This is a genomic window from Alteromonas sp. BMJM2 (assembly GCF_027257845.1).
GTDB lineage: Bacteria > Pseudomonadota > Gammaproteobacteria > Enterobacterales > Alteromonadaceae > Alteromonas.
This window is the reverse complement of the sequence record NZ_JAPVOT010000003.1, coordinates 351,497-372,657: the sequence shown is the minus strand read 5'-3', so window position 1 is coordinate 372,657 and position 21,161 is coordinate 351,497. Positions and strand designations below refer to the sequence as shown.

At 42.4% G+C, this 21,161-nt stretch carries 19 protein-coding genes; 6 read left to right on the top strand and 13 right to left on the bottom strand.

What is annotated here, in order from left to right; all coding sequences use genetic code 11:
* Positions 1-209: 209 nt before the first annotated feature.
* The 9 genes from O9X84_RS06095 to O9X84_RS06055 all read right to left on the bottom strand — a co-directional run bounded on the left by O9X84_RS06095 (position 210) and on the right by O9X84_RS06055 (position 11,211).
* The gene (locus O9X84_RS06095) at positions 210-770 is read right to left on the bottom strand and encodes an EF-hand domain-containing protein (protein WP_269518746.1); all 561 of its coding nucleotides are present in this window, start codon (positions 768-770) and stop codon (positions 210-212) included.
* Between the two features lie 449 nt (positions 771-1,219).
* Positions 1,220-1,759: an acyloxyacyl hydrolase gene (locus tag O9X84_RS06090; protein WP_269518745.1), complete on the bottom strand. Its 540-nt coding sequence runs from the start codon at positions 1,757-1,759 to the stop codon at positions 1,220-1,222.
* Between the two features lie 170 nt (positions 1,760-1,929).
* Positions 1,930-2,754 carry a transporter substrate-binding domain-containing protein gene (locus O9X84_RS06085; protein WP_269518743.1) on the bottom strand — a complete coding sequence of 275 codons (825 nt, stop codon included), beginning with the start codon at positions 2,752-2,754 and terminating at the stop codon, positions 1,930-1,932.
* A 66-nt stretch (positions 2,755-2,820) separates the two neighbouring features.
* Positions 2,821-5,979 (bottom strand): error-prone DNA polymerase, encoded by a 3,159-nt coding sequence (locus O9X84_RS06080; protein ID WP_269518742.1) that lies wholly within the window; start codon positions 5,977-5,979, stop codon positions 2,821-2,823.
* 7 nt (positions 5,980-5,986) lie between these two features.
* Positions 5,987-7,483: a Y-family DNA polymerase gene (locus tag O9X84_RS06075; RefSeq protein ID WP_269518741.1), complete on the bottom strand. Its 1,497-nt coding sequence runs from the start codon at positions 7,481-7,483 to the stop codon at positions 5,987-5,989.
* Positions 7,483-8,187, bottom strand: coding sequence for a translesion DNA synthesis-associated protein ImuA (imuA, locus tag O9X84_RS06070; protein ID WP_269518740.1), 705 nt, complete (start codon positions 8,185-8,187; stop codon positions 7,483-7,485). The genes O9X84_RS06075 and imuA overlap by 1 nt, the downstream gene beginning before the upstream one ends.
* Before the next feature lie 382 nt (positions 8,188-8,569).
* Positions 8,570-9,082 carry a hypothetical protein gene (locus O9X84_RS06065; protein ID WP_269518739.1) on the bottom strand — a complete coding sequence of 171 codons (513 nt, stop codon included), beginning with the start codon at positions 9,080-9,082 and terminating at the stop codon, positions 8,570-8,572.
* Positions 9,079-10,836 (bottom strand): DUF885 domain-containing protein, encoded by a 1,758-nt coding sequence (locus tag O9X84_RS06060; protein WP_269518738.1) that lies wholly within the window; start codon positions 10,834-10,836, stop codon positions 9,079-9,081. The genes O9X84_RS06065 and O9X84_RS06060 overlap by 4 nt, the downstream gene beginning before the upstream one ends.
* 39 nt (positions 10,837-10,875) lie before the next feature.
* Positions 10,876-11,211 carry a DUF1820 family protein gene (locus tag O9X84_RS06055; RefSeq protein ID WP_032097277.1) on the bottom strand — a complete coding sequence of 112 codons (336 nt, stop codon included), beginning with the start codon at positions 11,209-11,211 and terminating at the stop codon, positions 10,876-10,878.
* A gap of 189 nt (positions 11,212-11,400) precedes the next feature.
* Between O9X84_RS06055 and O9X84_RS06050 the strand changes: the two genes are divergently transcribed.
* Positions 11,401-13,068 (top strand): M28 family metallopeptidase, encoded by a 1,668-nt coding sequence (locus tag O9X84_RS06050; protein WP_269518737.1) that lies wholly within the window; start codon positions 11,401-11,403, stop codon positions 13,066-13,068.
* A 62-nt stretch (positions 13,069-13,130) separates the two neighbouring features.
* On the opposite strand, the gene O9X84_RS06045 is transcribed toward O9X84_RS06050, so the two are convergent.
* The 3 genes from O9X84_RS06045 to coaBC form a co-directional block, all read right to left on the bottom strand.
* Positions 13,131-13,883: a glycosyltransferase family 25 protein gene (locus O9X84_RS06045; RefSeq protein ID WP_269518736.1), complete on the bottom strand. Its 753-nt coding sequence runs from the start codon at positions 13,881-13,883 to the stop codon at positions 13,131-13,133.
* Between the two features lie 55 nt (positions 13,884-13,938).
* Complete coding sequence (gene slmA, locus O9X84_RS06040; protein WP_269518735.1) at positions 13,939-14,526, bottom strand: nucleoid occlusion factor SlmA; 588 nt, start codon at positions 14,524-14,526, stop codon at positions 13,939-13,941.
* 192 nt (positions 14,527-14,718) lie between these two features.
* Entirely contained in the window at positions 14,719-15,933 is a 1,215-nt protein-coding gene (gene coaBC / locus O9X84_RS06035) for a bifunctional phosphopantothenoylcysteine decarboxylase/phosphopantothenate--cysteine ligase CoaBC (protein WP_269518752.1), read from the bottom strand.
* A 187-nt stretch (positions 15,934-16,120) separates the two neighbouring features.
* Here coaBC and radC point away from each other — a divergent pair, with 187 nt between their 5' ends.
* From radC to O9X84_RS06010, 5 genes are all read left to right on the top strand, one after another.
* Positions 16,121-16,798, top strand: a complete 678-nt coding sequence (gene radC / locus O9X84_RS06030; RefSeq protein WP_269518734.1) for a RadC family protein — start codon at positions 16,121-16,123, stop codon at positions 16,796-16,798.
* Between the two features lie 94 nt (positions 16,799-16,892).
* Complete coding sequence (locus tag O9X84_RS06025; protein ID WP_269518732.1) at positions 16,893-17,261, top strand: hypothetical protein; 369 nt, start codon at positions 16,893-16,895, stop codon at positions 17,259-17,261.
* A 130-nt stretch (positions 17,262-17,391) separates the two neighbouring features.
* A complete protein-coding gene (locus tag O9X84_RS06020) occupies positions 17,392-18,084 on the top strand; it encodes a YjbF family lipoprotein (protein ID WP_269518730.1) in 693 nt (230 codons plus the stop codon).
* Positions 18,081-18,845 (top strand): capsule biosynthesis GfcC family protein, encoded by a 765-nt coding sequence (locus tag O9X84_RS06015; RefSeq protein WP_269518728.1) that lies wholly within the window; start codon positions 18,081-18,083, stop codon positions 18,843-18,845. Before O9X84_RS06020 ends, O9X84_RS06015 begins: the two co-directional genes overlap by 4 nt.
* Positions 18,842-20,944, top strand: a complete 2,103-nt coding sequence (locus tag O9X84_RS06010) for a YjbH domain-containing protein (RefSeq protein WP_269518727.1) — start codon at positions 18,842-18,844, stop codon at positions 20,942-20,944. Before O9X84_RS06015 ends, O9X84_RS06010 begins: the two co-directional genes overlap by 4 nt.
* Here the strand turns inward: O9X84_RS06010 and O9X84_RS06005 are convergent.
* On the bottom strand, positions 20,907-21,035 hold the full coding sequence (locus tag O9X84_RS06005) for a hypothetical protein (RefSeq protein WP_269518725.1): 129 nt from the start codon (positions 21,033-21,035) through the stop codon (positions 20,907-20,909). The genes O9X84_RS06010 and O9X84_RS06005 overlap by 38 nt on opposite strands.
* Positions 21,036-21,161: the final 126 nt, after the last annotated feature.

The window sequence follows — 21,161 nt, the reverse complement described above, 5'->3', positions numbered from 1 at the left end:
GATAGGGCATTCATGGTTGTTTGGTCTCAGTGATGTTTGGCGATTGATCTGATCACCAAACGTCATGAATGTTCCCTTCTTTTTTATCTCACTGATTTTGCTATTTTATTTGTGGGGATACCTCAGGGTCAGAACCCATTTTTGCAGTCGCTAACAATGAACGATGCTAGACGTATGGAAATAAATGTGGTTCTGACCCCCTTTATTGCTTATTCAGATTCTATTTTTTCGAAATATGCACGATATTCAATTCTAGTGATTTCTTTATCACCATTAGTGTCCATATCTGAAATATTTCCTTCCACTTGACTAGCCTCCAGCTCCTTCGTTGAAAGTGAACCGTTACTATCCTTATCAAGATCCGTGAACCTGCTGTCAGCGGTGGCAGACATTTGAGAACGAAGCTCTTTATTCTTTTCAGAGATCATTTCACCACCTTCTAATGCTGACATCTTCTTTTGTTCAGACATTAAAGGTTGTGCTGCAGTTTGCGTATTTGCTGATGTAGTAGTGTCGTCATTGAACATACTAGGCTGTTCATTTACGAAAAGATTAAACTCTGCACGGCTTACTTTGTTATCGCCATCAGTGTCCATTTTCGTTAGTAGTTTGGGATGTAAGGTACCTTTAGCTTCGGCTTTAGTGACAAATCCGCTGCCGTCCATATCGAGTGCGCTAAAGCTTTTCTCGATCTTAGTTTCGTGATGGCTTGCCAAAACTGATGTTGAAAGTACAGTTCCTATTACTACGGTAAGCGTGGCAATTTTCATAATATAAATCCTTCTATGTCTATAGTGTCTCAATTTACAGAGTTGACCATTAATGAGCTAACCTACGAGATACAAATTACCAGTATCTCTATAAATCTTATTTGTGTTTAAGCATTTACTTTTAACTTTCCAATTTTTCACATTAGGTAATTCACGACTTGTGCCAAGAGCTTAACCTGCTGTTTTTATTGTTAATTTAGTAGAGCTATCATTATTTTTTCTGTCAAAGATTGTTAAAAGGAAACAGTTTATGAAAATGCTGCATAGCAGCGACATAGCAGCGACATAGCAGCGACATAGCAGCGGCATGGCAGCAGCATAGCAAAGGGCATAAAAGGCATATCAACAATGATACATTGATGGGTAGGTGAGCTTAATATACTGTGTTGTGATGAAATGTGCTTAGCGTAAAGTTCACGACCATAGGGCTAAGCACACGTTATTTTGATTTAAAAATGGTAGGCGTAGGATAGGTTTAGGAAGTCTAAGCCAGGGTTATCACTATTCAATCCGCCGTTTGAAAAATGCATGTACCTCACAGCGATATGCTGTGTTTCATCTAATTCAACATATACACCAAGTCGGTCTTCAAACTGATAGTTAGAGCCAATGTCTTTACCAGCCACTTCTTGATCGCCGATATAGCTTGCACCAATACCGGCTTCAAAGTAGAGAGGGTAGCGATCAGCGATGGTTGTAATTTGTTTCATAAATACAGGGGTTAACGAAACTGCATAGCTTGTGCTTCTTGTATTATTCTCTCCATATTCCCACACTACTGCGCTAGCTTCCCAGTAGAGTTTTAAATCACCAAACCACTGGGTAGTAATATTTTGGGTAAATGGCCGATAGGCAAACCTAAATCCATCTATTCCATCAAATCCGTGCATGTAATCAGCACTTACAGTTTGTTTGGCCGAAAGGGTATTGGTGGTAAATAGTAATGAAGGGAAAAGTAAAACGTAGAATAAAAGTGTAAAACGGTTCATATGTACTCCTTAATGATAAGAAGTTTTAGCAAAAAAGTGGCCAAGTAAGATAAATCAATAAAAACAGTGTTTTACAGGTTTGTTGGAGAGCGAGGTGGTGATTTCTATAGTTAGATTTTCTCAGCTAAAGAAGTTTTTACACAGTGCCCAAATACTTGCACTCTAAACACTTAATTTGCGAGTGCTGGGTCTTTTTTCCATATGTCACTTGGACTTAATTGTTGCTCATTCACTAGTGAGTCAAAGAGTTCAGAGAGTGGTATTATTGAATATTTAATTCTTATGCTTTCTATCAGTTTAGGATTGGATGTAATAAAACGGTTGAGTTCGTCAATGATAGTCTGCTGCCTTAGGGTGGAAATACTAAAGGAGACTTCATTGTGTGGTAGGGTGAGGTCTAAAGTAACATCATCATATTGTGGTAAAGATGCAGTTGAAAATTGAGCCACGTGATACTCTAAATCTAAAGCATCAACTTTTTCTTGTTGAAGTAAGGCAAATCCCTGCGGTACATCTTTTACTGAGGTGAGTAAGGTGTCGCCATTATTGACTCTCTCTTGCCAGTTTACGGGGGTAAAACCGAGTGGCATGGCGAGGTTCTTTACTGCCGCTATGCCTCTGCCTGCTTTCTTCTTTTTTACAATAGTACCGGTTACCGCTTGAGTCAGAGGGAGCGAAAAGCTTTTATCATTATTGTTAGTAATATTGTTATACCATCTTTTGCTATCAGGATAGACGAAGTCAATATTCCCTTTTGCTAATTCCATCTGAAGCCTTCTGATTGGTAGAGCGACATAAATAAATTCGTGGCCTGTTGCGTCAGAAAAGGCTTCAAGTATTGCCCATCCAACGCCCTTATCCACATCTGAATCGAAATCGTAATGGGGAAAATAAGATAAGTTTTGAGCGCCCACAATAAAACGTTCGGCAAAAACACAAGAGCTGCCTACCAAGCTAAATACTGTAAAAGCAAACGCCGCTACCCATTGCTTCAAATTATACTCCAAAAAGAAATTACTATTTAAGTGGCACTAGCTTCTATGAAGATAACACAGATTTCTTTAATGAAAATCGCGAGATGGAATAATAATCGATCCTAGCCAAGGGGTTCTATCAATCAGTTTGCCTGCAATAACGTGTACAACTCCTTCTTTAGAATGTTCAACAATACCGTTGACTTGTAGCAGTTTGGCTTTCAAAAATACTTTCTGCTGAGCTCTAGCAGTGGCTTGCCACACAACAACATTCACATTACCCGTATCATCTTCCAAGGTAAGGAAAGTAACGCCAGATGCTGTACCAGGCGCCTGCCTACCAGTTACAGCGCCAAGTATGCTCACCACTGAACGGTTTGGTTTATGAGAAAGGGTGTGTGCCCAGCTAATCTTCTTAAGGTTTTTATGTTGTTTGAGCAATGAGATAGGGTGATTATCAACAGATAGCCCAGTGGCTGCATAATCTTCAAGCAAGTTTTGGGCTGCTGAGGGAGCATTGCACAAAGGTTGAGAAGATTGGGAAGGTAGAGAGGGTTGGGAAGGTAGAGAGTGCAGCGGCTCACCGTCTTTTGCGCTTTTATTGTCAGCATTATGGTTTGATGTAACATCTTCAAAGAGGGGAAGGCTGGCTTGGCTATCCATCATCTGCCACCGAGTTTCATACCTATTGCCAGAAATTAACTTAAAAGCATCGGCACTTGCGAGCGCCTCTAATTCGTTACTACGTAGCTTTATTTGCCTAACCTGATTTACACTGCTAAAGCCATTTTTAGGGCGCTGACTAACGACGGCATCAGCGCCTTCTTTACTAAGCCCTTTAATGAGAGTTAATCCTAAACGCAGTAGCTTTTGTTCACCATCTATCACCATTATATGTTCTACATTGGAATTATTAACGCAAGGCGGTAATACTTTAATACTGTGTCGTTTAGCATCTTGAACTAATTGCGATGGCGTATAAAAACCCATAGGCCAACTGTTGAGTAACGCCACGTAAAATTCCACGGGGAAATAAAACTTTAGCCAGCAAGACACATAGGCTAATACTGCAAATGATGCAGAATGAGACTCAGGAAACCCATAACCCGCAAAGCCTTTAATCTGCTCAAATAGGTTGTGCGCAAAAGTACTGTCATAGCCTTTATCCGTCATTCCCTTAATTAATTTATCTCTGAATTCAAATATGCGACCGTCTTTTTTCCAACTAGCCATTGCTCTTCGCAGCTGATCAGCTTCGCCGCCACTAAACCCTGCCGCCACCATGGCAAGCTGGATGACTTGCTCTTGAAAAATGGGTACACCCATTGTGCGAGATAATACGTTTTCAACTTCCTTGGAAGGGTAGGTCACTGTTTCATTACCATGACGTCGAATAAGATAGGGATGTACCATATCGCCTTGAATTGGACCTGGCCTTACTATGGCGATTTGCACAACAAGGTCGTAATATTTACGGGGTTTAAGGCGCGGTAACATCGTCATTTGAGCCCGTGACTCTATTTGAAAAACGCCTACGGTATCGGCTTGGCAAATCATATCAAAGACTTGTTTGTCATCACCTAGCTTAGTAATAAAGGGAATGCTCACGTCTACTGGAAACTGCTTATTGATGAGTTCAAATGTTCGGCGTATCGCGCTCAGCATACCAAGGGCCAGTACATCCACTTTAAGTAAGCCAAGGGTTTCTATATCGTCTTTATCCCACTGAATAATAGTACGTTCTGGCATTGCTGCATTCTCAACAGGAACCAGCTCGTATAGTGGCCCTGCGCTTATTACAAAACCTCCCACGTGTTGTGAAAGGTGTCGGGGTGTGCCTAACAACTGTTCTGTTAAATCAATAAGAAGGCTCACCCTTTTATTACTAGGGTCTAAACCAAGGTCGGCTAACTGAGACTTCCAAGGAATTACCTTGTCCCGTCGATTAATTTGCTTTACGACGAAGTCGAGTTGAGATTCACTGAATCCTAGTGCTTTACCCACGTCTTTCAAGGCCGACTTAAAACGGTAGCAAATTACAGTAGCCGCAATAGCAGTCCGCTCTCTGCCGTACTTTTTGAAAATGTACTGAATGATTTCTTCGCGTCGTTGATGTTCAAAATCTACATCGATATCGGGAGGCTCGTTGCGCTCTTTTGAGATAAACCGTTCAAAAAGAACATTGATTTGGCGAGGATCTACAGCGGTTATTTCAAGGCAATAACACACGACAGAGTTAGCAGCTGAGCCTCGGCCTTGATATAAAATACCCTGCTGTTTAGCAAACTGCACAATATCGTAAATAGTGAGAAAGAAGTATTCGTACTCTTGCTCTTTAATGAGTACTAGCTCTTTTTCTATAATTTGCCTTATCTCGGGCTGTAAACCTTCAGGAAAGCGCAGTTTAATTCCACGTTCAACACACGCCCGTAAATATGAGGTTGGTGTGTAGCCCGAAGGCACCAATTCTGCTGGATATTGGTAGCGTAATTCGCTCAGTGAGAAATGACATTGTGAGGCCAGTTTATTGGTATTAGCAACCCACTTTTCAGGATACAGTTTTTTAATTTTCTGCGTGGTTCGCAAGCTTCTTTCTGCATTACTCAGCGCGGCGCGCCCTATTTCATCTACAGGCTTATGTGTTCGTGTGGCGTGCAACACATGCTGAAGTGGTAAGCAGTCACTATGGTGCATAAGTACACCGGTACAGGCTATAACTGAATATCCATATGTTGCGTGAAGATAGTTATAGTTTTCAAACCTATGATGATCTAATCCATCGAGTAGTCGCTGCGCACCAATATGAACCTGAATCGCCGACTGCTTTTCTAGCCAGCTTGCCCAGTGGTCGTCGTACTCCTTTTTACCGGACGGCAGCCATATAAACTGGCAATGCTTAATGGTGCGCAAATCCCACTCTGCCAGTTTGTATTCGCCTTTTTCAGAGCGCCTACGGGCATTAGTAATAATTCGGCATAACTCGCTGTACGCTTCTTTACTTGGGCATAGCAATACAAAAGAAAGAGACTCATCAAATACAAAGTAGCTACCTATAATAAGTTTTATCGGTAAACGCTGATGAGTTATCTCATCAAATGCGCGTACCACCCCCGCCACCGAGCACTCATCGGTTATAGCAATAGATTGGTAACCTAAAAACGAAGCGGTAGTCACTAACTCGGCAGGGGAAGATGCACCCGTTAGAAAGCTATAATGACTTTGACAAAAAAGCTCGCTGTAATTCATAACAACCCTAACTGAAAAGACCCTGTGCCCACCACTGATTATCTTCGTCTTTAAATATCAGCATGCGCACTCCATATAAGGTTTGAGCAATAAAATAGTCACGTTTTCGAGGTGTTTCATGCCACCATTCACTGTGAAGTCTTACAGGTCCAAAGCAGACTTTCGTTGATTGAGTGAGTGGTTTGGGGCTGTCGAATAGAAAAGTGGGAACAATGTCTGAAGTAAATGTTGATGCAGGCGTGCTAGATGAAATTTCAGCATTCGACATAGTCTCAAACTGATGTGTATCTGACACTTTTGGCTGAAAAGTACATTCTTCCCCTAATTTTGCGTTCAACCGTCCAATTAATTGTTTCTGAGCTACCTCGTTAAAGCGATTGCTGAAAAAGTCACCATTGCTGCCTTCAATCGTTTCGACGTTGTCGCAGCGCAGGGTTATCGACACTGCTGGCTCAGGTAACACTTCGTTCTCAATACGCAGTGTGAGTAACGACAGCCAGCTGTCGACGGTGCTTTGTGGTAGCGCTGACTTTATTTCTAACTGCGTTGATGGGTGCTCTCGAAAATCAATTTGAAAGCAGAGTGTGGACGTTTGTAAATTTCTGGCGCGTAAGTAGTGGGCAAGGTAGCCCAGCAGCTTTTCCATAAAAGGAGTGAGATGTTGCGTGTTTTCAACATCAAAAGGGAGAAGCGTAAAGTGCTCAAAGTGCTCTGCAGGCCGAAAAAGGGTGACATGAGGAAAGGTTTCTCCCCGTAGGGCAGTGAGGTATGAAATGGTGTTGTTATCGAATCGTCTGCCAAGTTCATGTACAGGCATGGCAAGTAATTGATGAACATGACGTATGCCCACACGAGTCAGCGCTTCTTTTGTTTTTTTATCCAACGCAGTTAATGACAGCGAGCATTGCGATAACCTATGTTTGATGTTGTCACAATCACACTCATAGTTATCAACGCCATTTAAAGCCAGTATTCGTGCGGCTTCAATAGACCAAGCTGTAGCGAAGTGGTAGCTCACTTTTGATAATTTAAGTTCATGGGTGATAGTGCTCCACAGCTCTTTGTGACCGCCATAGTAATGCACTAAATTATCAAGTCGTATAGCCAGTGTATTGTGGGTGTCTAAGACAATATCGGAAACAAATGGATAAAGTTGGTGGGCTAGTTGTACAAGAGTGAGGCGTTCATTGTCTTCACTAAAAGGAATAATACATACTTGAGGACATAATGCGGCAGCCTGAGCAAGCCCGTGGCCTATCTCTATACCTTGCTGAAGTGCCCCGTTATTTCGCTGAACAATGCGATTTGTTTTTTCACAATAAACAATAACAGCCGGTATTTGTGTTTTGCCCGGTTGGTGTAGCCCATTCGCCGATTCACCTGTTCTTTTATGTCGTACTTCGTTTTGCGTGTTGTATTGAGGGCTATTGCCCGCACTCAAACTCGCTTTTTCATGCGTATCCAAGGTGATTTGATGAAAATACAGGTAGGCCCACAACATCATTAACTCACTGAGTGAAGTACATGACGTTTTACTTTGTTATGTTCAACTGCCCACTTGATTGCTCGGTTGTTCGCAGTCCAGTCGTTATGTATGGCAATATTATCTTTTGGCCAGCCGTGGCGCTGCTTTAGCACGCTGACTTCCAACGCCTGTTGTCGATAGTTAAGGCATAAATCTAGAGAGATAGGTAATGTCTGCAGTGCTGCGCTGTTGAGCATACTGCTTCTGTTAGGACTGGTGAAAAGAAGACAAAGTGCATCGTTATGTGTTGCTGCTACTTGTAGACGTCTAGCTTCCTTTGTATTTACCCCATTGCTCCACAAAATAACGCAATGGCAGGCCGTACTCTTCAAACACTGTTCAGTTGCCCACAGTGACTCTTTTTCAGTACTGGGCTTTATAATTAAAACCTGTTTAACATCAATTCCAAATGTTGCTAACCAAGGGGTTTGAATATCTCCTGGCGGGTTTACAAATACAATCATCTTATGCGAGCGTTGCTTGCTGATGACTTGTTTGAATAGAGAGAGTTCGCCAATGCCAGTTAGTGTGCGTATACGAACCACGCCAGAGGTTGAAACGCCACCGTTTAGCGCTTCATCTAGCTGATCAAAACCCAACGAAAACCGCTCTTCTTGCTGACTCTGCTCTCTAGCCCGCCAAATATGCGGGTGGTTTTCCAACGTAGATAATGACTTATTCATAACACCAACTAATACTGTATATGTGTACAGTATTATAGTGAGAGGTAAAGTCTTTTCAAGATAAACCGGCGCCTTTCTACTTCGTAGCTTGCTAACCTACTGATTATTTTAAAAAGGGAAGACATTAAATTTCACTTCACACTTTTTATGAGCGAGAAACTGATAATAAAGACAGACATAAAAACTGCCCGATGAATGTGGCAATAAAAAAGTAATAAAGAAAAAAATGGGGACTTTAATAGCACTAATAACGAAAAAGCTGCCTGTAACAGCAGCTTTCAATTATTGCGCATTAGTTAAGTGACTTATACCCAGTTATACCGAGGCTCAGTTATGACGACAATAGGTTATGCCGAGAGTAGGTTATGCTGAATCTGGGCCGTTAGGATGCCTTTTTAGCTTGTGCTGCGTCTTGAGAGTCGCTGCTGCTTTTTACCGAAGTGACAGCTTGGCAAAACGCTATAAATCCATCGGCTGTGTTCTTAGACCACAACATTCTAAGGTTACTGGGTAAGTCTTTTACAACGAGCTGTATTCCTTCTAAAGAAATCTCTTCATTACTTAACGCTTTTTTAAGAGACTCTTCCAGCGAATCGCCTTTTTCGCAGCAGTTCATCACAATGGTTGAAAAGTACGTCATCAAGGGTAACAAAGCATTATACTGATCTTGATTAATAAGCCTGCTTTTATACAGGCTCTGCAAACGCTGCGTCAGGTTTTTTTCCAAAGCATCAGTCACTAATACCAGGTTGCGCTGAGCGTAATTGACCTTGCTGTTGCTCTGCTTATTGGAAGAGCGGGAAAGTATTAATTCTTTCTGAAAGTTTTGGGTGCGTAGCACGAAATAAATCAAAAGCAGAATGAGTACCCCGATAACACCAAATGCAACAATCATAGTTTTTTAGCCTTTTGTTCCTTTATAAACGTATTAATACGCTGTTCTAAGATGAAAAGTGGAACTGAGCCATTCTCTAATACAGCTCGGTGGAATTTACGAACGTCAAAGTGTTCGCCTAATTCTGCTTCTGCTTTTCCACGCAGCGCTTTTATTTTTATTTCGCCTATTTTGTAAGACAGCGCCTGGGCAGGCCACGATATATAGCGGTCAATCTCAGTATTAACGTTGTGCTCAGATAATGCGGTATTTTCCATCATATAGTCTACCGCTTGCTGACGACTCCAGCCCATAGTATGCATACCTGTATCAACGACTAAACGGCATGCACGCCACATTTCATAACTTAAACGGCCAAAGTTATCGTAAGGGTCTTCATAAATGCCTGCTTCAATACCAAGAAATTCTGAATATAAACCCCAGCCTTCACCAAATGCCGAAATATACGTATTGCGGCGAACCATGGGAAGATCCTCAAGCTCTGCTGCTAATGATATTTGTAAATGATGCCCTGGCACAGCTTCATGAAGGGTTAATGCAGGCAGTGCATACAAAGGGCGCTTATCAAGAGCATAAGTGTTTACCCAGTAGTAGCCGGGCTGATCGTCCCTACTTGGGTGAATATAGCGCCCAGTGGTGTACTTTGGCGCAATGGCATCTGGCACTGGAGCAACACCGTAGGGGGTTCTGGGTAGGTATTCAAATAATTCCGGCAGTTTGGCATCCATTTTTTTAGCAATAAAAGACGCCTCTTTCAGCAGCTCTTCCGCGCTGGTGGCATAAAACTGAGGGTCTTCCCGTAAAAATGTAATGAATTCGTTTATTGAGCCATCAAACGCTAAGTCATCAACAATCTGCTGCATTTGCGCGCGAATTCTCGCTACCTCAGATAAGCCCAGTTCATGGATCTCTTTTGGGCTCATATCTGTGGTTGTGTAATGTTTAGCTCTGTTTGCGTAATAGTTAACACCATCAGGCCATTTCTCTGCGGCTATGTCATCTCGAGCACCAGGAATATAGTCCTTCACCATAAAGTCATAAAACGCTTGGTAAGCCGGTAGTACAAAATTGCGTACTGCTTGCTGGCCTTGTTTTTTCAATGCTGCTTTTTCTGTGTCGCTAAAATAGTCTGGAAAACGAGTAAAGGGCCCGTAGAAGCTGCTTTCTTTCACGTCGCTCACTAAATACGTTGAAATAGAATCTTCGAAACCGTTAAGTACGGCGCTAGGTTGGGTATATCCCTCTGCTAATGCCTGTTTCATATAGTCAATTTGCTGCTTGAAATAGGGTTTTAGCGCCTGTAAGCGACTGATATACGCCTCGTAATCTGCTACGCGCTTAAACGTAGACAGGTTTGGCAAAGACGCCATGGCGCTGTGAAAACCGTATTCTGAGTTAATGGGAACAAGGTAAGAGCGATACGTGTACTGGTCTATATAGTTTGCCAACCTGTACCGCTGCATCAATAAAGCAATAAACGCATCTTGCGATAAATTGCTTCTTTCATAATGCGCCAGTTGGTTTTGGAACTTAAGCCAATTTTTATGCTGACCACTCAGCCCTTCAGGAGATATATCAGGCAGTGCATGCGCAAGGTTTGTATTACCTTGGCGAGAGGCAAGCAGTGGGGATACAGACATTTCATACTGCCAAATGTTATCGAGCAGTGTATACAGACTTTTATCATCATAGCTTTTGGCTGATAAGCCGAGGCTGCAAAGTAAAAGCGTAGCGGCAAGAAGCAAGCGATACATAAGGGTCTCCGGTAACCTTAACCGGAAAACCCCGGCGCGTTACTCTTTAGTTGGTGTATAAATTGGACTAGGAAATTGAGTTACTTTATCAGATTTGTTTTCTAATTGAGTAATTTTGGCAGAACCTTTTTTCTTTACAGCGTCAATGCGCAAGACATTGTGCATAGGAATATAGGTTTTTGTGACTTCTGCAAATTCAGATTTTAACTTTTCATGGCTAGGGTCGAGTACTACGCTGGTATGCGTATCCCAGACAAAATCCCCAATTTCAACAAAGCCAAATAGACTTCCTTGCATGAGAGTTTTTACATATAGCTCGTATCGCTCACCATTGCTGATGAATTGAATACGATATAACAATGCTTCGTTAGACATGGACAGCTCTTATCAGTTAAAAATTACGATTAAATTTTATAACGACTCTACTATGCGAGCAATGGCAGAAAACCCGTGTTAAACAAAATGGGTTGCATAGCAATGCCCCTATGAACTGAGTTAACATGTTACTTACAGCGACAAGCATGTAATAAACATTTTTGCGTAATAAAAATTTGGTGAACTAAAATGATAAAAAAACTACTACTAGGTAGTGCAATAACGGCAATGACTTTCGCCGCGAGTGCACACAATCATTCAACGACAGAACATTCCTCAAAAGCCCATGCATCAACTGAGGGGGCATTTAGCCCAGATACTCAGCGAATTAAATCTCACCTTTTCTTTTTAGCTGACGATTTACTAGAGGGACGTGATACCGGCTCTCGTGGGCACGATATTGCTGCGCTTTATATTGCAACAGAGTTTGCCAAATATGGTTTAACGCCGGCCGGCACTGACGGGTTTATTCAAGATGTATCATTTCGCAAGGCAAACTTAGTTCAAGAATCTCCTCAGTTTACGTTGACGAAAAACGGCAGTACCGTAGATTTCGCCTATCCAAAACAATACCTTGCTGGTCCTAGCTTATTGAACGTAGATGCGAAGGTAAGTGGTGAAATGGTCTTCGTGGGCTACGGAATTGTTGCCGACGAACTGTCGCACAACGATTATGAAGGCGTAGATGTAGACGGAAAAATTGTTGTTGCGCTAGCGGGTAAGCCGAGTGATTTCCCATCAGAAGAAGGGGCGCATTTTGCATCGGGTTATCAAAAGCAAAAGTATGCTGTAGACAATGGTGCCATTGGCATGATCACTATTACTACCCCGAAAAATGAAAAAGTGCGTCCTTATCAAAGCCGTTTAAGTTACATCCATACACCACGCATGGCATGGCTAAACGATGACAATGAGCCGGCAAACAGTTTTCCTCAGCTTAAAGGCGGCGCTTACATGAGTGAGGGGGCTGCTCGCACGTTATTTGAAGGCGCTGAGCGCAGTTTAGACGACGTTTATGCTGACCTTGAGGCTGACAAAGTACCAAAAGGTTTTGCGTTACAAGGCACCGTGGATATCAGTAAAAAGAGTGTGCATGACACCATCACAAGTCCTAACGTAGTTGGGATGTTAGAAGGTTCAGATCCGAAGTTAAAAGATGAATACGTCGTATTTTCTGCTCACTCTGACCACATAGGCTTTGCGAAAACCGTTAAAAAAGACAACATCAATAACGGCGCGATGGACAATGCCTCAGGCACCTCAGTGATGCTAGAAACGGCTCGCCTTTTCAGTGAGATGAGTGAAAAGCCTAAGCGTTCTATCTTGTTCGTTTCTGTAACGGGTGAGGAAAAAGGACTGCTAGGTGCCGACTATTTCGCACGCAACCCTACGGTACCAGTAACGTCTATGGTGGCTAATGTGAACCTAGATATGCCTATTCTTACCTATGAGTTTGCGGATGTTATTGCATTTGGTGCAAACCACAGCGATTTGCAGCAATCGGTGGAAAAAGCGGCGGCAAATGCTGATATTGAACTAAGCCCAGACCCATGGCCTGAACAAGCCCTGTTTACGCGCTCAGATCACTATGCGTTTGTTAAGCAAGGTGTTCCTTCGGTGTTTATGGTGCCAGGTCTTAAATCAAAAGATCCCAGTGTAGATGGCAGCAAAGTGTTTGGGCAGTTTTTGTCGACTCACTATCACAAGCCTAGCGATGATATTAACCAACCCTTTAATTGGAAAGCGGCTGAAACCTTTACCAAGGTGAATGCTCAAATAGGTTGGACGTTAGCCAATCAAGAAGATAAGCCTCAGTGGAATGAAGGTGATTTCTTTGGGGAAACGTTTGGTAAATAAGTTTGCTACACGATGAAACAAACACTAATCGGTATCACCTATAGGTGATACCGATTGTATCGTTATTCTCCCAAGCGGATAATTTTCGTTAAATCTGCTGAAATTTTTTTGCGTTCAAAATACATTTTTACACGAAATTTAAGGTTTCTCCAAAAAGTACTGTGATTTGAATGTCGCCCACTGTTTACTGCTTCGATTTCACTATTAAATGTTTTGTCTTGAGTAAATGGGTAAGGACGAATACCTGTAACACTGATCCCTACTTCGCTATGAATCTGCATATCTACATCTACTGCTCTAAAAAACAATTGGCGCTGAAGAAGCTTTTTTGCACCTGATAGGCTTAATGCATATGCTGCAGCACAATTTGGGACTTTTAAAAAATTACCAATCGAAGTATTACAATCCAATGATTTTGAATCGACAAAGGCCTTATTGCGACTATCAAACAACTTTATCATTTCCCAGCCACGAAGTTGATCGATGTGCTGCAGGATACGAGGAAGTGTTACATCTATACATAAATCGTCTTCCAAGATTAGGCAGTATGGCATTTTCTCTTCAACCATTTTCTGCCAGATCCTTTTATGGCTTATATAGCAACCGATTTCTCCAATCGTAAGATTCCTGTGGTGATGTTTGCGATTTGCAACAGGATCGTACCATAGCTTTATTTCATCCTCGCTGAGTTCACATCCCACTGTAGCATCAAAGCGAGTTACACTGAGCCCAAGCTCTTTTAGGTTTGACGATGTCGACTCCCAACGCTCGCTCGAACATTTCATGTTGATTACAAATATAGGAAAGCTATTCATACAAATTTCACGGGTAAAAATCGTAATCTACTGTGTCAGTGATATAGGTGTTTTTCTATACAAACATTTGTTTAAAGGCTGCCCACTGCTCGTTGAACTGCTCGGTAGGTTTGCGTGTGAATCCGCTTCTGATAAACAAGTTTATGCGCCCATCAGTGTAACAAATTAGCATGTTTGCAATAATGGCCTCATCGGCAGAAAGGGTTTTACCTTCTCTGAGTTTTCTCTCTCTAAGCACTTGCTTTAACTGAGTTTCTAGGCGCTCAAAAAGTTTTGCGATACGGGCTCGTAACCTATCTTGTTCTCCCATTAACGCATCTCCATTAAGAATACGGGTTATACCCGGGTTTTTTTCTGCAAAACCAAGGATAAGGTGCAAAATCATTTGGCAACGAGTTAACGAGTCTTTTTCTTCGTTTACAATCTTGTTGATGCGCGTAAACAAGGTTTCTTCTATAAACTCAATAAGACCTTCGAACATACGAGCCTTACTTGGAAAGTGACGATAAAGGGCGGCTTCAGAAACCCCCACTTTTTCCGCTAATTTTGCTGTAGTTATACGCTGACCTGGGTTGGTTTCTAGCATTCCAGCAAGTGCTTGCAGAATTTGCGCTCTGCGATTTGTTTTTTTGACTGCAGGCATGACGAAATGACTTCCTCCGCAACCGAGTAAGTTCTACCCGGGTTCCTTGTTAAGTTGGCTAATGCCAAAACGTTATCGTTTTATTGTTATTATTTATCAAGCCTACCACTTTCTGTTGTGGCAGCTTTCTTAAACCGTGTTTCTATTAATCAGCATGTTGAGTTGCTGTTATCGACACATTAAAGATGTCGTTTAATTTTTTTCGATTTCACTAAGCCGTGTTGTTATCAGCGATATTAATTGATGTGCTAATTCACTTTTGCTGGTGGCGGGTAACTTTTTATCGCCTCCGTTCCACAAAACATGAAGTGCGTTGTTGTCGCTATTAAAGCCTAAGCCGTCTGCTGTTATGTCGTTAGCCGCTATCATATCAAGCTTTTTATTGGTCAGCTTTTGGCGGGCATATTGCTCAACATCTTGGCTTTCAGCCGCAAAGCCTACGCAAAACGGTCTGTTATCTTTACGTGAAATTGTAGCTAGAATATCAGGGTTTTTTGTAAAAGTAAGTGTTAACTCATTATCTGATTTTTTGATTTTATTTTCAGCCACACTTACCGCTTTATAATCGGCTACCGCAGCTGTACTGATGAAAATATCTGCCTTGTGCGCGAATTGTTCACAAGCATTTAGCATATCATCTGCCGTAGTAACATCTATACGCTCGCATCCTCGTGGTGTTTGAAGCGAAACTGGGCCTGCCACCAAGGTGACTTCAGCCCCCGCGTTCACGGCAGCTTCTGCAATAGCGAACCCCATTTTTCCAGAGCTATGGTTAGATATATATCGCACGGGGTCCAAAGGCTCTCTTGTTGGCCCTGCTGTAATTAAAACGTGTTTGCCACGAAGCTCAGCAACTGCGTGCCGGTTGACTGTTTGACTTACAATAGAGGCAATTTCTACTGGCTCCATCATCCTTCCTGCGCCCAAATCTCCACAGGCCTGCTCGCCGCTTGCTGGACCAATAAAATTAACTCCGTACTGGGCTAATCGTTCTACATTATGCAGTGTCGCCGGCGCTTTCCACATTTGTTGATTCATTGCGGGTGCAATAAACACGCTGGCTGTGGTGGCAAGATACAGTGTAGTTAATAAGTCATCCGCCATACCAATGGCTAATTTGGCCAATACGTTTGCTGTGGCCGGGGCAATAAGTAATATGTCTGCCCACTTCGCCAGTTCGATATGTCCCATTGCTGCTTCTGCTGCGGGGTCTAGCAAATGCTGGTGAACTGGATTACCCGATACAGCTTGAAGAGATAACGGACTGACAAACTCTGTTGCCGAGGCTGTTAGTACAACGCGTACGTTAGCGCCTAAAGCGGTGAGTTTGCGTACAAGATCGGGTGTCTTATACGCTGCAATGCCGCCAGTAACGCCAAGCAGTACATTTTTATTTGCAAGAGACATAGTCATATAAATACGGATTGAAACGAATAGTAGTGATACACGCATACTAAACTATCATGAAGCTAAAATCTGGGATAGGTAAACAAAAGTAGGTGTGTAGATTTCACTCATAAACCCGCCTTGAAGACAGTCGCTGCTGATTTGAGTTTTCGATATAACATGCTTTCACGTTAACTAGAGTAAGAAAATGACGATTAAAGCATGGCCATTTGGTGAGAGACCAAGAGAAAAGTTGCTAACTTCGGGGGCACAGAGTCTCAGTGATGCTGAGTTAATTGCGGTGCTATTTGGCAAAGGAGTAAAAGGAAAGTCAGCAGTAGAGCTTGCCCACGACATGTTAAACGAGCTTGGTACATTACGAGAGGTTGTCACTGTTTCAGAAGAGCGCTTTACATCGTTAAAAGGTATTGGCCGCTGCAGCTATGCGCAATTTCAAGCCGCATTTGAGATTTTTCGTCGCAATTTAGAAATACAGCTTACGCGGCAAGATGCATTTCATAATGTCGATGACACAAAACAATATTTACAAGCTAAGCTTAGAGATTGCGAGCAAGAAAAGTTTGCTCTTTTAATGCTCAACAGTCAGCATCAACTTATCGCATTTAGAGTGATGTTTACTGGCACAATAAATAGTGCAGCGGTGTACCCCAGAGAACTGATAAAGCAAGTGATGAAAGACAATGCTGCCGCTGTGATCCTGGTACATAATCACCCTTCTGGTATAGCAGAACCAAGCCATGCAGACATTCGATTAACGAGCGAGATCAAAAGTGCAATGGGAATGATCGACGTGCCTGTTCTAGATCATTTTGTTGTTGGCGACAAAGAAACTATTTCTTTTGCACAAAGGGGCTTGCTATCATAGCAACTTAAGTCATTTTTTTTGATTATATTCTAGTCAAAGCGTTCGGAATGATTTAACATAGGATATTAGTGGGTATTTTTATTAAAGGACTGTTATGAAAAAGTCGATTATCGCATTATTTGCAGCTGCAACAATGGTAGCTGGTGTTAACGCGCAAGATGGTGAAGGTGGCGCAGGTACTGGCGGCGCAGGTGCTGTAACTGGCGGAACTATAGCCACTGCAGCAATTGGTTTAGGTATTGCTGTTGGTATTTCAAACAACGCCTCGGCTGATGCACCTACTGTAGATCCAACTGATCCAACTGATCCAGTTGCTCCTACCTGTGAAGGTTCAGATCCACTAGTAGACGATGTATGTGTTGGTACAACTAACACTGTAACGGTTACTACATCTGGTACAACCACAGCAACAACTACAGTAACTGTTCCAGTGACATTTACTTACGCTCCGACAGTACAGTAAATAAAACGTATTTTTTAAAAGCCGCTTTAATTAGCGGCTTTTTTATTGCTAAAACGTTATAAAAAACAGTTAAAACAGTTAAAACAGTTAAAACAGATATACCTAATTTCCCTTTCGTCGGCGCATTCAAATGAAATCATATTTTTCCTTGGCCACTATTGGCTTTCTTATGCTCACTATTTCTGGTTGTTCAACAACCACGCTTGCTTACTACAACACGTTAAAATTAGCGCTAAAAGACAGAACGGTAACCTATACCGTTGAAGAGATCGCGAATAGCAAAGCCGATCTTATGCAGATTAAAGCCGGAGACCGTGATAATGCCTCATTGGCGTTAGCTTATATAGATGGCGATCGCTATCGCTGGGTTTCGGCTGATAAAGTCATCTTCACTATGCATCACGGTATTATTGTTAAAACAGAAGGGTTAGATAACGACATCTTCTATACGGGTAACCTTCAACACAATCCATTGGGTGGAAACGATACGCTTAATTTTAACTGGAAGCGTAAAGTCGATGTGTCTGAGGTCGGTTTTGGACTAGCTGTAGATTCAGCATGGCGTGTAGAAGGTGAAACAAGCCGCACCTACTTTGACTACTCAGTTCCCCTTATAAAAATAGTAGAGACAGTGTCGTTCCCTGACTATACCCCCTTTATTGATGTAGGGCTGTCGTGGGAAAACACGTATTTTCTGCATAAATCCACCAAAGAGCTTTTGGCTTCAACACAAAAGTTTAGCCCTATTGGGGATACCTACGAAATGGTGTACTTAAGCCGCATTGTTCGTCAGATGAATAAGGCAGGAGCAGAAATACAATGAAAGGGCTAAATTACATTCTATTTGCTGCTATCGCGCAGTTTTTAAGTATGACTTTTTCGCAGGCTGCTGCAGCTCAAAGCGACCTGGTTACAATAATGATCAACAAACAAACCTATCAATTTGATAGAACCATTAGGTTATCGAGCGCACTGTCAATTGTTGCGGACAACGGGCAATGGTACTGGCCGACAGCTGCAGCATTTGATTTGACCAACCCTAAAGCAGAGCATGAAAAAGAAGTGGTGTTGTCTAGCATTAGGGAGTTGTTAACTCACTTCGATAAAACCAGCAACACACATAAAGCGCTGAACAGCTTATACGGGCAAGTGGCACAGTGGACGGTGTCTACCCGTCTAGATATGCCCATATCCTATAACCGGTCTCGTTTATTTTTTGAAGATAATCCTATGTTTCAGCCCGGCAAGTATTGGTTGCGACTGAATGGTCGGCCCAATGTGCTTCATTTTTCTGGTGCGGTAGTGAAACCCGGTGCATATCAACATCAAAGCGATACGTCTGTTTACACAGCGTCGCACAAATTGGCTAAACTTGATGATGCAGACAAGAGTATTGTTTACGTTATACACCCAAATGGTGAAGTTGAGCCCAAAGGCGTTGCCTATTGGAATCTTGACTTTTCACAGTTGATGCCGGGCAGTCAGGTTTACGTACCTGTTTCATCAGAGCTATTCAGTAATAAAATAAATCAGCTTAATCAGCGGGTTGCCGCTTTAGCAGTACACAGGGTTCTTCCTCAATGAGTGCGTATTTTCCTTCAAAAAGAACAACACTAGCGCTGGTTGTGGGCAGTGTGTTATCGACAACAACGCAAGCAGACACGCAAATAAACGTAACGCCTTCACAAATGGTGCAAGGTGGTAACGGTCTTATACAAACGCCAACGGCTCGTATGCGCGAGCAAGGCGGCATGGCTATAAATTACACCGATAATGGAGAATATCGTTTTTGGTCTGTGAATATACAGCTCTATGATTGGATGGAGGCGACTGCTCGTTATACCGATGTGCGTACACAGCTCTATAGCCCAGTTGAATCATTTAGCGGAGACCAAACGCTCAAAGACAAAGGCTTAGACGTTAAGTTTAGGTTGTGGAAAGAAAGCTATTACTTACCGGATATTAGCGTTGGGTTTAGAGATTTTGGTGGAACCGGCTTTTTTGAAAGTGAATATATCAACGCCAGTAAATCTGTAGGCCCGTTTGATTTTCATTTAGGGTTGGGATGGGGCTATCTCGGTACTGCGGATGATATTTCTAATCCGTTTTGCGAGCTAAGAGACAGTTTTTGCGAACGCCCTGGAGGCTTTTCCGGTAGAGGCGGAAAAGTAGATTACGATCAGTTCTTCAAAGGTACAGCCTCATTTTTTGGTGGTATTGAATATCAAACGCCTTGGGAACCGCTCACGTTGAAGCTAGAGTTTGAAGGGAATGATTACTCCGAAGACCGGGCTGGTGAACTTGAACAAGATTCTCGTTGGAATATTGGTGCGGTTTATCGATACAAAGACGTCGACTTTTCTTTTAATTATCAGCGTGGCAACACCATTGGGTTTGGCTTAACGTATCGCTTCAATATGAATACAGCCTCGCAGCTGAAATTCGATAAAGAGCCGCGGTCGTTAATGGCAAGGCGCCCGCCTAAAAAGATTGAAGACGTTAATAAATCAGCACTGTATAACGACATGTTTCGCGATGCTGGCTTTGTACTTTCTGATGCAGAATTAAATGAGAACGAAGCAACGTTTTATGGCACGCAAGTGAATTACCGAGATCAAGACGAAGCAATAGAGCGAATTGGTCGCGTAGCGGCCTCTGAGCTGCCAGATACGGTAAAAACCTATCATATTGTAGATAATCGTGGCGGTCAGCCAATGGTCGATACTCAGGTAGACGCTGAAGCCTTTATTGCAGCAGCGCGCTATGAATCTGTAGATGCTGATATTAAGCAAACCTACATAAGAACTGAACCTTCTCAAGAGGTATTAGACGCTTATGAACCTGAAAATACCAAAGGGTTATTTTATAGCGCAGACTTTTTCTTTACTCAGTCTTTTGGTAACCCAGAAGATTTCTACCTCTACCAAACTGGTTTTTTACTAGGCGGTGGATATGCGTTTGACGAGAAATTTTCAGTACGAGGTAGTGCTCGTGTAACCTTGCTTGATAATTTCGATAAGTTTAATTATCTAGTCGATAATGAAGAAGTCGCCTTGCCCAGAGTAAGAACGCGGGTAAGAGAGTATGTTTCTGAAAATGACGTATGGCTAGATACTGCTATTTTGCATTACAAGGATAGACTATCTGAAAATCTATTTGGGCAGGCTTATGCGGGTTATCTAGAAACCATGTTTGCTGGTGTCGGCGGCGAAATAATGTATCGCGAAGTGGATAGTAATATCGCCTACGGCTTAGATATTAACTATGTAAAGCAGCGCGACCCGTTAAAACAAATGGCGTTGGAAGACTACGACGCTATCACCGGACATGCGAGTGTGTATTGGAAGCCCGAATTTTTAGATGACACCCAAATAACCGTGAGTGCAGGGCAATTTCTTGCAAAAGATAAAGGTGTGAATATTGATTACGCTAAGCGTTTTGACAGCGGAATTATTGTGGGCGCATTTGCAGCTTTCACGGATGTATCGTCAGAAGAGTATGGGGAAGGGAGTTTTACGAAAGGCTTCTATATCTCAATTCCAACCGACTTATTTTTGCTACAGCCCTCAAAAGGACGTGGTTTCTTCCCTTGGGTACCCATCTCTCGAGATGGCGGTCAAATGCTACAGCGACCTGCAAGGTTAATTAATCAGACCGAGATAAGAGCGCCGTTTTACGACTAGAAAAGGGAGCTTTGCTCCCTTTTATAAAATTCAATTCCTCAGAAGAGAAACCCACAGTAAGAAGATTGCCGTGGGCTTTTGCTCGCTGCAAAATAGGTACACAACCAACGTGGAGTACATCAAATATGCCAAATACAATTACTCTTCGCGAGATTATTCCTATCTTTGCATAGTCGTTTTTTATTACAGATGCTTTTTATTTTAGTGACGTGCTCGA

Bases quoted from the DNA above. Each gene is read 5' to 3' on its own strand.
- O9X84_RS06095 (WP_269518746.1), bottom strand. From the start codon at position 770: ATGAAAATTGCCACGCTTACCGTAGTAATAGGAACTGTACTTTCAACA.
- O9X84_RS06090 (WP_269518745.1), bottom strand. From the start codon at position 1,759: ATGAACCGTTTTACACTTTTATTCTACGTTTTACTTTTCCCTTCATTA.
- O9X84_RS06080 (WP_269518742.1), bottom strand. From the start codon at position 5,979: ATGAATTACAGCGAGCTTTTTTGTCAAAGTCATTATAGCTTTCTAACG.
- O9X84_RS06075 (WP_269518741.1), bottom strand. From the start codon at position 7,483: ATGATGTTGTGGGCCTACCTGTATTTTCATCAAATCACCTTGGATACG.
- imuA (WP_269518740.1), bottom strand. From the start codon at position 8,187: ATGAATAAGTCATTATCTACGTTGGAAAACCACCCGCATATTTGGCGG.
- O9X84_RS06065 (WP_269518739.1), bottom strand. From the start codon at position 9,082: ATGATTGTTGCATTTGGTGTTATCGGGGTACTCATTCTGCTTTTGATT.
- O9X84_RS06060 (WP_269518738.1), bottom strand. From the start codon at position 10,836: ATGTATCGCTTGCTTCTTGCCGCTACGCTTTTACTTTGCAGCCTCGGC.
- O9X84_RS06055 (WP_032097277.1), bottom strand. From the start codon at position 11,211: ATGTCTAACGAAGCATTGTTATATCGTATTCAATTCATCAGCAATGGT.
- O9X84_RS06050 (WP_269518737.1), top strand. From the start codon at position 11,401: ATGATAAAAAAACTACTACTAGGTAGTGCAATAACGGCAATGACTTTC.
- O9X84_RS06045 (WP_269518736.1), bottom strand. From the start codon at position 13,883: ATGAATAGCTTTCCTATATTTGTAATCAACATGAAATGTTCGAGCGAG.
- slmA (WP_269518735.1), bottom strand. From the start codon at position 14,526: ATGCCTGCAGTCAAAAAAACAAATCGCAGAGCGCAAATTCTGCAAGCA.
- coaBC (WP_269518752.1), bottom strand. From the start codon at position 15,933: ATGTCTCTTGCAAATAAAAATGTACTGCTTGGCGTTACTGGCGGCATT.
- radC (WP_269518734.1), top strand. From the start codon at position 16,121: ATGACGATTAAAGCATGGCCATTTGGTGAGAGACCAAGAGAAAAGTTG.
- O9X84_RS06025 (WP_269518732.1), top strand. From the start codon at position 16,893: ATGAAAAAGTCGATTATCGCATTATTTGCAGCTGCAACAATGGTAGCT.
- O9X84_RS06020 (WP_269518730.1), top strand. From the start codon at position 17,392: ATGAAATCATATTTTTCCTTGGCCACTATTGGCTTTCTTATGCTCACT.
- O9X84_RS06015 (WP_269518728.1), top strand. From the start codon at position 18,081: ATGAAAGGGCTAAATTACATTCTATTTGCTGCTATCGCGCAGTTTTTA.
- O9X84_RS06010 (WP_269518727.1), top strand. From the start codon at position 18,842: ATGAGTGCGTATTTTCCTTCAAAAAGAACAACACTAGCGCTGGTTGTG.